The organism is Nonomuraea sp. NPDC050733 (assembly GCF_040654215.1).
Lineage (GTDB): Bacteria > Actinomycetota > Actinomycetes > Streptosporangiales > Streptosporangiaceae > Nonomuraea.
On the sequence record NZ_JBFAHO010000065.1, the window covers coordinates 16,529 to 27,215 of the forward strand.

The 10,687-nt window shown below is 72.8% G+C and carries 11 protein-coding genes and 1 pseudogene; 5 read left to right on the forward strand and 7 right to left on the reverse strand.

Features of this window, described 5'->3' with window-relative positions; translation table 11 throughout:
• Positions 1-15: 15 nt before the first annotated feature.
• The 6 genes from AB0H64_RS43195 to AB0H64_RS43220 all read right to left on the reverse strand — a co-directional run bounded on the left by AB0H64_RS43195 (position 16) and on the right by AB0H64_RS43220 (position 4,210).
• A complete protein-coding gene (locus AB0H64_RS43195; RefSeq protein WP_357637277.1) occupies positions 16-1,059 on the reverse strand; it encodes a hypothetical protein in 1,044 nt (347 codons plus the stop codon).
• A 77-nt stretch (positions 1,060-1,136) separates the two neighbouring features.
• The gene (locus tag AB0H64_RS43200; protein ID WP_357637280.1) at positions 1,137-2,345 is read right to left on the reverse strand and encodes an FAD-dependent oxidoreductase; all 1,209 of its coding nucleotides are present in this window, start codon (positions 2,343-2,345) and stop codon (positions 1,137-1,139) included.
• A 71-nt stretch (positions 2,346-2,416) separates the two neighbouring features.
• The gene (locus tag AB0H64_RS43205) at positions 2,417-2,773 is read right to left on the reverse strand and encodes a TraR/DksA C4-type zinc finger protein (protein WP_357637281.1); all 357 of its coding nucleotides are present in this window, start codon (positions 2,771-2,773) and stop codon (positions 2,417-2,419) included.
• A gap of 50 nt (positions 2,774-2,823) precedes the next feature.
• Positions 2,824-3,321, reverse strand: coding sequence for a hypothetical protein (locus tag AB0H64_RS43210; RefSeq protein ID WP_357637284.1), 498 nt, complete (start codon positions 3,319-3,321; stop codon positions 2,824-2,826).
• Complete coding sequence (locus AB0H64_RS43215) at positions 3,318-3,683, reverse strand: TraR/DksA C4-type zinc finger protein (protein ID WP_357637285.1); 366 nt, start codon at positions 3,681-3,683, stop codon at positions 3,318-3,320. Before AB0H64_RS43215 ends, AB0H64_RS43210 begins: the two co-directional genes overlap by 4 nt.
• A 149-nt stretch (positions 3,684-3,832) precedes the next feature.
• A complete protein-coding gene (locus AB0H64_RS43220; RefSeq protein WP_357637288.1) occupies positions 3,833-4,210 on the reverse strand; it encodes a hypothetical protein in 378 nt (125 codons plus the stop codon).
• A gap of 163 nt (positions 4,211-4,373) precedes the next feature.
• On the opposite strand from AB0H64_RS43220, the gene AB0H64_RS43225 reads away from it, so the two are divergent.
• The 3 genes from AB0H64_RS43225 to AB0H64_RS43235 all read left to right on the forward strand — a co-directional run bounded on the left by AB0H64_RS43225 (position 4,374) and on the right by AB0H64_RS43235 (position 7,932).
• The gene (locus AB0H64_RS43225; protein WP_357637289.1) at positions 4,374-4,727 is read left to right on the forward strand and encodes a hypothetical protein; all 354 of its coding nucleotides are present in this window, start codon (positions 4,374-4,376) and stop codon (positions 4,725-4,727) included.
• Between the two features lie 33 nt (positions 4,728-4,760).
• The gene (gene secD / locus AB0H64_RS43230) at positions 4,761-7,040 is read left to right on the forward strand and encodes a protein translocase subunit SecD (RefSeq protein ID WP_357637293.1); all 2,280 of its coding nucleotides are present in this window, start codon (positions 4,761-4,763) and stop codon (positions 7,038-7,040) included.
• Between the two features lie 115 nt (positions 7,041-7,155).
• Positions 7,156-7,932: a sulfite exporter TauE/SafE family protein gene (locus AB0H64_RS43235; protein WP_357637296.1), complete on the forward strand. Its 777-nt coding sequence runs from the start codon at positions 7,156-7,158 to the stop codon at positions 7,930-7,932.
• 39 nt (positions 7,933-7,971) lie between these two features.
• Here the strand turns inward: AB0H64_RS43235 and AB0H64_RS43240 are convergent.
• Positions 7,972-8,127, reverse strand: a pseudogene (locus tag AB0H64_RS43240) (hypothetical protein); the annotation flags it as partial.
• 197 nt (positions 8,128-8,324) lie between these two features.
• Between AB0H64_RS43240 and AB0H64_RS43245 the strand changes: the two are divergent.
• Both AB0H64_RS43245 and AB0H64_RS43250 read left to right on the forward strand, forming a co-directional pair.
• Positions 8,325-8,954: an SDR family oxidoreductase gene (locus AB0H64_RS43245; protein ID WP_357637298.1), complete on the forward strand. Its 630-nt coding sequence runs from the start codon at positions 8,325-8,327 to the stop codon at positions 8,952-8,954.
• Between the two features lie 464 nt (positions 8,955-9,418).
• Positions 9,419-10,591, forward strand: coding sequence for a MarP family serine protease (locus AB0H64_RS43250; RefSeq protein ID WP_357637301.1), 1,173 nt, complete (start codon positions 9,419-9,421; stop codon positions 10,589-10,591).
• Positions 10,592-10,687 lie beyond the last annotated feature (96 nt).

Below are 10,687 nucleotides of genomic sequence, written 5' to 3' on the forward strand. Positions count from 1 at the left end.
GGTTCGGTCGTCACCTCATGACTCCTGGAGTGAGTCCGCCAACCGCGCGTGCACGTCCAGCAGGTACGGGATCTGCTCGGCGGGCCGGCGTCCCATGCCGCACTCCGTGGAGACGCCGAACGAGGTGAGGATCTGCTTCGCCCCGGCGATGCGCCGTAGACCGCCCTCGACGCCGTCGGTCGCGTGGACGAGCCCGAGGTAGAGCGTGGTCTCCGCGGGTAGGTCGAGCGCCTTCAACGGTAGGAAGTAGTCGACGTCGGCGCGATCCCGGGGGACAGGGAGGTGCAGCCAGTGCAGGGGCCGGCCGAGCCCCGCGGACACCCGCGCGGCCACCGAGGCGAGCCGGGACGTGTCCGCCGGCTCCACGAAGTGCCGGTGCTCGAAATCGCCGTAGCACAGGTGATATCCCAGCTCGACGGGCTCAGGCACCGCGTCGCCCAGCCGTACGAGCCGGTCCACGATCCCGGCTTCCAGCGTCTCGTCGTCGGTTCCGAACCATGCCGGGAAGACGCCTTCGAGGATGCCGAACTCCACGGCGGTGTCCCACTGGACGGCCAGGTCGGCCGCGGGGACGGCGGCCACGATCTCGGCCAGCTCGGCCAGGAGCCGGGCCTCGAAGGCCCGCTCCAGCTCAGGGTGGTGCTCGGCGACGAACGGCGCCACCACGGCGACCGGCGTGGGCAGGCTGACCTGGAAACGTACACCCGGCGGGATGACTCCTTCGTCGCGGAGTCGGGAGAAGACCTGCCAGGACTCGATCGCCGCGGCCGAATACCCGAGCGCGCCGAACGTGATCGAGCCGGGGTCGACCCCAGGCCTCGGCCGCACCCGCGGGGCGGGGCCGTACCGCGGGTCCGAGGGAATCACGGTCTCCAGGTCGGGGTGCGCCTGCAGCTTCGGCAGCTGCCAGACGACCCAGTTGTCCCGCACACCGGTCTCCCCGTCGGGAATCCGCCGGAGGCGGTCGCCCAGCCGGGTCGCAGCCTGGCGGAACACGGCTTCGGAATCCGCCAGGGGTACGCTGCCGCACAGGTGCACACCGGAATGCCCGTTCGTCATGCGTTTCTCCAGATCTTGATCGGGTGGCGACCGAGAGTAACGCAATAGGGTCAACTCGCTACATCCGGGGCAGGTCGTCAGCGGAGCGGGTCGAACTCGCGCAGGGCGGCAGGCTGCTTGCCGGTGGTGATCTGCTCTGCCAGGAGGCGTCCCGTGGCGGGGCCGTGGGCCAGGCCCCACATGCCGTGCCCGCCGGCCACGTACACGCACGGGGTCCGGGTGGCGCCGATCAGCGGACGGCCGTCGGGGGTGACCGGTCGCGGGCCGACCCAGACGTCGGTGCGTTCGTCCCAGCGCACCCCGTCCAGCAGGGGGCGGGCGGAGGCGATGATCGCCTCCAGTCGAGCCGGGACGGCCGGCGCGTCGGGGTCGCGGAACTCCATGGTGCCCGCCACCCGCAGCCCTCCCTGGTACGGCGTGCACGCCACCCGTACGTCCTGCAGGTGGATCGGCCCTGGGACGGAGCGGTTCACGGGCACGGTGAAGGAGTAGCCGCGCCCGGCGCGTATCGGGGAGCGCACTCCCCAGCGGGAGGCCAGGCGCGGCAGCCAGGCGCCGGTGGCCGGCACCACCGCGTCGGCGGACAGCATCGTGCCGTGGTGGGAGACCACGATGGCCTTCCTGTCGTCGCTGCGCACGTCGGCGACCTCGAAGGCGTACACGGTCGCGCCGCGGGCCATGACGGCCGTGCCGAGGGCGTGGACGAAGCGGCCCGGGTCGACGTACCGCTGTCCGTCGATCCGTACCCCGGCCCGCAGGGCGCCCGAGGCGAGCGGGACGTGCTCGGCCACCTGACCGGCGTCCAGGACGGTGTGGTCCACCGGCTGCCCGGCGTCCGCCAGCCTGCGCAGCTCCCGCAGCAGGCCTTGGGCCTGGCGCGGGGTGCTGTCGGCCAGGGCGAACAGGTCCGTGGGGCCGCGCCCCGACTCGGTCTCCCGCCCCTCCAGCACCAGCCCGTAGACCACGCCGGCCAGCTGGCTCCACGAGACGGCGGGATCGACCAGCATCACCGCCACGCCCTCGCTCGCGCCGGCCAGGGAAGCCTCGCGCTCGGCGTCGGCCCCGGCACGCACCAGCACCACCGCGGCCTGGGCCGCCACCGCCCACCGCACCGCCTCGGTCACCGACGCGGCGCCCACGGCCAGCAGCACATCGCCCGGCACCCGGCTGTCGGTGGCGTCGGGCATCGCCACACTGCGCAACCGCGTCGAGCGCGAGTCGGGCCGGCCGCACAGCCGCACCCCGTATCCGCCCAGCACGTTGGCCAAGCGGTCCAGTCTGATCATGAGCTGTTCCCTGTCGGATCGTCGCCCTCCGGGTGCCCTCGTCGCAGGAGGGCACCCGGCGGCCCCGGGTGCTAGGCGGCCTCGTAGCGGCGCTGGCACTTGATGCAGTAGCGGGCCAACGGCCGGATCTTGAGCCGTTCGAACGGGATGCCCGCCTCGCAGTGGGCGCAGCGGCCGTAGCTGCCGGCCTCCATCCGGCTGAGGGCCTTGCCGAGCTCGGCGATGGCACGGTCGGCGGTGGTCAGGGAGACCAGCAGCTCCTGATAGGTGCCGTCGCCGCCGTTGCTGTCCTCCGCCTGGGCCTGCAGGCCGAGGAGCTGGCGGGTACGCCGGTCGAGTTGCTCCTGCAGATCCTGGCGGAGCGTCTGCAACTGCACGGTGCTCAGATGCGATGTTTCACGGATGGGCGTTTCGCGGAAGTCGGTCATGTGGAGACTCCTGGTGAGGAAGACGAGCGAGCTCGGAGCGGCTCAGCGGCTCAGCGGCCGCGTGCGGCGATGCCTGCCGCGAGAGCCGGTTGCAGGCACAGGCGGGTCAGGCCGCGGATGGTGGCGTGCGCGGGGCCGGGCGCCGCGCTGACCGGCATGCGCAGCGCGGTGTGCAGACGGTGCAGCAGCTGCCCCTGCTGGGCGCCGCCGCCGGTGACGAGCAGACCGTTGCCGCGCGCGCTCGCCCGGAGGCAGGCGGGCAGGCGGCGCAGCAGGCCGGCCGTCATCTCGACGACGCCCTCCAGCGCGTACGGGAGCTCCTCCACCAGCGTCACCTCGCACGCGGCCACCTCGGCGACCGCGGTGCGCACCGCCCGGCGGTCACTCGGCGTCGCGGCCACGGGCACGCCCACACCGATCCCGGGCGGGAGGGCCGACGGGCGGTCGGCGACGACGCATGCGCCCGGCGACAGCCACCGGGTACGCGCGGTGCCCAGGTCGAGCGCCACATAGCCCCGGCGGAGGGAAGCGGGGCCGGCGGCGTTCATGCCGTCACCTCGTGGCGGCGCGCGAGGGCGCATCCCTCGCACGTGCGCCGGTGGGGCCGCCGCCGCAGCTGCTCGAACGCGATGAACGCCCCGCAGCACTGGCACGTGCCGTAGAGCCCCCGGTCCATGCGCTCCAGCGCGGCCTCGATGGCGGCGATCCTGCGCCGGGCCGTGCGCCGGCGTACGCGGCCGGCTGACGGGCAGGGCTGCGTGACGGCCTGGGCGAGCTGGTCGTACAGCAGCCCGCGCAGCTCCTCCAGCCGCGCCATGTGCTGCTCGTAGTGCTGCAGATGGGTGTGGACTGATCTGACGTCGGCCATGACGATGATCGGCTCCTTGCTCACACGGAAGAAAGCGCTCACACGAAGGAAGGCGCTCACACGAAAGGAGGACGGCACATCCCACGTAGGGGTGCCTGCGGCCGAGCCGGCGCGACGGCGGAGGGCCGGGCACGCATGGCCGGCCCCACGGCGCGCGAGCAGCCGTAAGACAGCAGGTGAGGAGGCGTCGGCTAGATCAGCGGAGGACTGCGCGACCCCGCGGCGCGGTGCGCGAGCTGCTGGGGATCGCGGATCTGGTGCGCCTCCGGGCTCGGAGGGAGCAGCAGCGCGAGATGGGCGGCCGCGTCGTGCCGCTCACGGCGCGGCGGCGGCCACAGCGACAGCACGTGGTGCTCGCGGGCGCTGGCGTTCTGCGGCGGCAGGCTCGTCAGCTGGGCGTCCCATGCGCCCAGGCTCCACGCCTGACCGGGAACGGGCGGCGCCCCGTGGCCGGTGTCGCCGCCGTAGCGGGCGTAGCTGCACACCGACAGCAGCAGGGAAAGCAGGACCAGGGCCATCACGCCGCCACGCGCGATGGGCCCGCGTGGTGTCGTCCACGGTCCCGTCATACGGCCGACCATAGCCGAGACGACCCGAAAGACGAAAAGAGTTGGACGTCCGTTTTCTGAGGTGATCACCGGGTTGTCCCCGCCGCTGCTCCGGGCCGGGTACGGTGGCCGCCAGGCGCCCGGATACGCATCCGGCACCACCCCCATCCGGTGAGGAGGAGACGTGCGCGGAAGACTGCCCGCCGTCCTGCTCCTGCTGATGTCGGTGTTCGCGTTCGCCGGTCCCGGCGCTCACAGCGACGCCGATCAGAACGCCCACCAGAACGTCGTCCAGTCGGTCTGGTGGAGCGCTCCGGGCATCGCCGGCCACGCGGGGCTCGGCGACCATGCCCCGCCCGACCTCCACCCGGCCCGCGGCACGCCGGTCCCGCCGGTGTGGCTCGCCGTCGCGCCGCCCGCCTGGCAACCGGGCCGGACCACGCGCCGCGTCTCCTTCACCGCCACCCGGCCCTCCGCTCCACCGCGGCCGGGCCACCGTGTGGCCGGCGCTCGCGCGCCACCCTCCACGACGCGCTGACGTCCTTTCCCTCGACAGCCTGTGGAGGCTTCCATGTCCCGTGCGCCCGTGTGGCGCGCGGTGATCGCGTGTGCCCTCGTGATCACCGCTTTCATCCTCGCTTTCACCATGTCGCCGCGCCTCGGGCTCGACCTGCGCGGCGGCACCCAGCTCGTCTTCGAGACCCGTGACTCGCCCACCGCCAAGGCCGACGCCGACGCCACCGACCGGGCCCTGGACGTGCTCCGGCGCCGCGCCGACGCGCTCGGCGTCGTCGACCCCACGCTGGTCAGGTCGGGCGAGCGGCGGATCATCGTCGAGCTGCCCGGCGTGCTCGACCCGCGCCAGGCGGCCGAGGTCATCGGCAAGACCGCGCAGCTCGCCTTCCACCCGGTCACCGGCCAGGCCGAAGCGGGCGACCCCCGAGCCGTGGCCGACGAGTCGGGGCAGCGGCTCTCGCTCGGCGCAGCCGCGATCACCGGCGACGGCGTGACGGACGCCGCCGCCCGCACCGACCCGCAGCAGGGCCCCGGCTGGTTCGTCACGGTCGACTTCCGCGACCCCGCCGCCTGGCAGCGGCTCACCGGCGCGCTCGCCTGCGAGCAGGTCGGCGATCCCAAGCGGCGGCTGGCCATCGTCCTCGACAAGGAGATCATCTCCTCGCCTCAGGTGGACGCGTCCGTACCCTGCCAGGCAGGCATGCAGGGCGGATCCACGCAGATCACCGGCTCGTTCACGCCCGAGGAGGCGCAGAACCTCGCCGTGCTCATCAAGGGCGGGTCGCTGCCCGTCCCCATGGAGCTGATCGAGCAGCGGACCGTCGGCCCCACGCTCGGCGCGCAGGCCATCGAGGCCAGTGCCAAGGCGGGCGTCGCGGGCGTGCTCCTCACGGCGCTGTTCATCGTCGCCGTCTACCGGCTGGTGGGGCTGCTCGCCGCCGTCGCGCTCGCCGTCTACGGGCTCATCTCGTACGCGGCCCTGCTCGCGCTCGGCGCGACGCTGACCCTGCCCGGACTGGCCGGGTTCGTGCTGGCCATCGGCATGGCGGTGGACGCCAACGTGCTGGTGTTCGAGCGGGCCAGGGAGGAGTACGGCCGCTCGCCCCGGCGCGGCCTGGGCGCCGCCCTCGACCGGGGCTTCAGGAACGCCTGGAGCGCCATCGCCGACTCCAACATCACCACGCTGCTGGCCGCCGGGCTGCTGTTCTGGCTCGCCTCCGGGCCGGTGCGCGGATTCGGCGTGACCCTGGCCATCGGCGTGCTGGCCTCGCTGATCTCGGCGATGCTCATCACCCGCGTGCTGACCCACCTCCTGATCAGCAGGATGGGCGCACGGGCGTCGGGGCTGGGCAGCGAGGGCCGGGTACGGGCCTGGGTGAACCGGCGTGACGTGCGGCTCATGGCCCGCGGCAGGCTCTGGCTGGCCGTCGCCGCCGCGCTGGTGGTCGCCGCCGTCGCCGGTCCGGCCGTGCACGGCCTGAACTTCGGCGTGGAGTTCACCGGCGGCCGGATCGTCGAGTTCGCCGCCACCGAGCCGGTGACCGCCGAGTCGGCCCGCCGGGCGGTGGCCGAGGCCGGGCACCCGACGGCTGCAGTGCAGATCACCGGGCAGACCACCGGGCAGAGCACCGGGCAGTCCGCCGGCGACCTCGTCACCGTGCGCGCCGGCCAGATCAGCGCCGACGACGTGGCCGCCATCGAGCGGGCGCTCGACGGCGAGCTCGGCGAGGTGACCAAGCAGCGCGACGAGCTGATCGGCCCCAGCCTGGGCGAGGAGCTGCGCCGCAACGCGGTCATCGCGCTCGGCGTGGCGCTCGCGGCCCAGATGGTCTACCTGGCGGTCAGGTTCAGGTGGACGTTCGGCACGGCGGCGGTGCTCGCCCTGGTGGTCGACACGGCCGCCGTCGTGGGCGTCTTCGCCTGGCTGGGCAAGCCCGTCGACGGTGTCTTCCTGGCCGCCATGCTCACCGTCATCGGGTACTCGATCAACGACAAGGTGGTGGTCTTCGACCGGGTGCGGGAGCTGTGGAGCGCGCGGCGGCGGGCGCCGTTCGCCGACGTCGTCAACGACGCGATCCTGCAGACCGTGCCCCGCACGCTCAACACGGGACTCGGCGCGCTGTTCATCCTCGCCGCGCTGGCGATCTTCGGCGGCGATTCGCTGCGCGACTTCGCCATCGCGCTGCTCATCGGGATCGTGGTCGGGACGGCGTCCTCTTCGTTCGTGGCCGGACCGCTGGCGATCGAGCTGGAACGGCGCAGCAAGCAGCCGCCACCCGAACCGCCCGAGCCGCGGGTGCGCCGCACCCGCGACGGACCGGGGGCGGTGGTGTAGTGGGAGAGGGAACGCTTCGGCGTGGGCCGAAGCGTTCTGTTCCTATGCTCCAGATCATGAGCTCCCTTGCCGGCAGTCCGCTCCACGCCACCCGGCTCGTCGACGAGCGCGCGGCGTGACGCCGCCGGAGATGCTCGCCGTGTTGGGAGCCGGCGTCATCGCCGGGGCCGTCAACACCGTCGTCGGCTCCGGCACGCTGGTGACCTTTCCCGTTCTCCTCGCCGTCGGCCTGCCGCCCGTGACCGCCACCGTCTCGAACGCGCTCGGCCTGATCCCCGGCTCGGTCAGCGGGGCCATCGGCTACCGGAGGGAGCTGGCCGGGCAGGGGCGGTGGGTCGCGCGGCTCGGCGTCGGCGCCGGGATCGGCGGGCTCGCGGGCGCCACCCTGCTGCTGACCCTGCCGAGCACGGCGTTCGAGAGCGTCGTGCCGGCCCTGGTGGCTCTCGCGCTCGTCCTGGTCGTCCTCCAGCCCCGGATCAGCCGGCGTGTGAGGCGTCGCCGCGAGGTGACGGGTGCGCCCGCGCACCGCGGCGGTGGCCTGCTGCTGTCGTCGGGGCTGACGCTGGCGAGCGTCTACGGCGGCTACTTCGCCGCCGCCCAGGGGATCATCTACATGGCGCTCATGGGCATGCTCCTCGACGACAGCGCGCAGCGCCTGAACGCCGTCAAGAACGTCCTGGTCGCCGTCGTGAACACCGTCGCCGCCCTCCTCTTCCTCGTCGTCGCGGACTTCGACTGGACGGCCGTCGCGCTCCTCGCGGGCGGTTCGGCCATCGGCGGCCAGGTCGGGGCCACGGCGGGCCGCCGCCTGAAGCCGCCGGTCCTGCGCGTCCTCATCCTCGGAGTCGGCGTCGTGTCCATCGGGCAGTTGCTGCTCCCGCACCTGGCCTGACGGGAGACCGCGGGAAGCGCGCCGTCGATCAGTGGTCTTGCCCGCTCCGTTGGGGCCGGCGAGCCCGAAGATCTCGCCTCGCTCCACGGTCAGGGAGACGCCGCCCACCACCGTGCCGGTCCTGTACGTCTTGCGCAGGTCGTTTGTCTCGATGACTGCCATGGCAGAGTCGCCGACGTACGCCGCCGTGGACATCCGCCGATCGGTGGATGGGAGGCGACGGGAAAGGGTTCGTCACATCGGCCGGATCTCGCGGGTCCACCGTTACGGGCCCCGCGAGGAAGGGACGTGACACGGTGGGCACCAGGACCGAGGCGCGCGAGTTGACAGGGCGGGACGCGTTCACTCATCCTAACCTGGTTAGTGAGCACTAACTAACCATGGGGGCCGGGATGAGGATCACGGTGTTCGGAGCCACCGGCCGCACCGGACGGCGGGTGGTCGAGCAGGCGTTGGAGGCCGGCCATGACGTGACGGCCGTGGTCCGCGACCCGGCGAGGCTCGCCCCGTACGGTCCCCGCCTGACCGTGCTCCGGGCGGACGTCATGGACCCGGACGACATCCGCCCGGCCGTCGCGGGACGGGACGCGGTGGTGTCCGCGCTCGGGCCGCACGGACGCGGGCCCAGCACGATCTGCGCCGGCGCCTCCACCTCCATCGTCAGGGCGATGGAGGCCGAGGGAGCACGGCGCCTGGTCGTGGTGAGCGCCAGCGGCATGATCACCGAAGGCGACGGTCCCGTGACCCGCCTGGTGTTCAAGCCCGTTCTCGGCCGGGTGCTGCGCAACCCCTTCGCCGACATGCTCCGCATGGAGGAGGTCGTCCGGGCGAGCGGGCTCGACTGGACGATCGTCCGCCCGCCACGGCTCACCGAGGGGCCGCGTACCGGCTCCTACCGCAGCGCGATCGACCGGAACGTGCGCGGCGGCCTCCGGGTGTCGAGGGCCGACCTGGCCGACTGCGTGCTCCGGTGCCTGGACGAGCACGGGCCGCTCCACGCGGCCCTGGCGATCGGCGACTGACCGGCGTCACAGTGTGGGTGCGCCCAGGCCGCGGACCACGTCGGCCAGGGCGCGGATGACGTCGTTCTCCGCCTCGGTGCGCCACACGAGGCCGAAGGTGAAGAGGTCCATGTCGGTGACGGGCAGCCAGACGATGTCGGGCCGGGCCCAGTAGCGGGAGACGTGGGCGGGGAAGATGTTGACGACCTCGCCGCTGCTGACCAGCGTCAGGACCGCCTCGGCGCTCGTGCCGGCCGGGCCGCGTTCGATGGGGCGTCCGGAGGGGGCGTGGAAGGGGACGAAGCCGGCCTCCCAGTAGCCGGGGACCGAGGTCGCGATGTTCGGCGGCTGAGCCCCGCGCCCGAAATCGCCGGCGACGGCGTCCGTTTCTCCGTCCCTTTTCCCGGCCGGTCCGTCCGGCGGGAGAAAGAGGCTGGGAAAGGGGATGAGCCTGTGGTTTCCTTGGCCGCGTGCGTGGTGATCTGTTGGATCTCGTTCTGCTCGCCATGGCGGTCGGATTCGGCTTCTCGGGTTATCGGCAGGGATTCGTCCTCGGGGTGATGAGCTTCGTCGGTTTCGTCGGCGGATGCGTGTTCGGCGTTTACGTCGCACCGCCGATCGCCGGCGCCCTGGTCGACGGGGACCTCATGCAGGCCCTGGTCGCGGTGGTTGTTGTGCTGGTGGCGGCCATGCTGGGCCAGCTCCTCTCGTCCACCCTGGGCGCCGTGGTGCGCTCATATGTACGGCGGCCGCCGGCCAAGGCGGTGGACGCGGCGGGCGGCACAATAGCCGGGGTGCTGTCGGTGCTCGTCATTTCCTGGATGGTGGGCAGCCTGCTGGTCGCCAGCACATTCACGCCGGTCGTGGAACAGATTCGCGGCTCGTTGTTATTGTCCACCGTGGACGGCGCCATGCCGGACGGCGTGAGAGCCTGGCAGAAACCGTTCAAGAAATTCATCGACCGGTCCGAATTCCCGCCCGTGCTTGACGCCATCCGGGGCGACGCCGTGGACGTGGAGCCGCCCGACCCGGCGGTGCTCGCCAGCGCCGGGCTCCAGCAGGCGCGGGCCGCGATCGTCCAGGTGCGGGGCACGGCGAGCTCCTGCGCCAAGCAGATCGAGGGCACCGGGTTCGTGTTCGCGCCCGACCACGTCATGACGAACGCGCACGTCGTCGCGGGCGTGGACACGGCCCTCCAGGTCATCGACCACACCGGGCAGGCGCGCCCCGCCACGGTGGTGCGCTTCAACCCGCGGCGGGACGTCGCGGTGCTGTACGTCCCGAACGCCGGGCTGCCGCTGCTCGCCTTCCACGGTGAGGCGGCCAAGGGCGACGACGCCATCGTGGCCGGCTACCCCCAGGGACGGGGGTACGCGCCGCAGCCGGCCAGGATCGCCGCCCGCCGGGAGGCGCTCAGCCCTGACATCTACCACGAGGGCGACGTGTCACGGGACGTCTACGTGATCCGCGGCACCGTCGAGCAGGGCGACTCCGGAGGGCCGCTGCTCGACCCCGGCGGCCGGGTGCTGGGCGTGGTCTTCGGTGTCGTCGTCGGCCAGAAGGACACGGGGTACGTGCTGACCGCCTCGGAGGTGTCCTCCGACGCCCGCCAGTCCGCCACCGTCACCACGCCCGTCAGCACCCGGACCTGCGACTAGGTGTATTGACCCGGAGCGTTGTTGACGCGGGTGATCGGGGGTTGGCCTCCGAGTGCGGTGTGGCAGCGGTGGTGGTTGTAGGTGTGCAGGAAGTCT

Bases quoted from the DNA above. Each gene is read 5' to 3' on its own strand.
- AB0H64_RS43195 (WP_357637277.1), bottom strand. From the start codon at position 1,059: ATGACGAACGGGCATTCCGGTGTGCACCTGTGCGGCAGCGTACCCCTG.
- AB0H64_RS43200 (WP_357637280.1), bottom strand. From the start codon at position 2,345: ATGATCAGACTGGACCGCTTGGCCAACGTGCTGGGCGGATACGGGGTG.
- AB0H64_RS43205 (WP_357637281.1), bottom strand. From the start codon at position 2,773: ATGACCGACTTCCGCGAAACGCCCATCCGTGAAACATCGCATCTGAGC.
- AB0H64_RS43210 (WP_357637284.1), bottom strand. From the start codon at position 3,321: ATGAACGCCGCCGGCCCCGCTTCCCTCCGCCGGGGCTATGTGGCGCTC.
- AB0H64_RS43220 (WP_357637288.1), bottom strand. From the start codon at position 4,210: ATGACGGGACCGTGGACGACACCACGCGGGCCCATCGCGCGTGGCGGC.
- secD (WP_357637293.1), top strand. From the start codon at position 4,761: ATGTCCCGTGCGCCCGTGTGGCGCGCGGTGATCGCGTGTGCCCTCGTG.
- AB0H64_RS43245 (WP_357637298.1), top strand. From the start codon at position 8,325: ATGAGGATCACGGTGTTCGGAGCCACCGGCCGCACCGGACGGCGGGTG.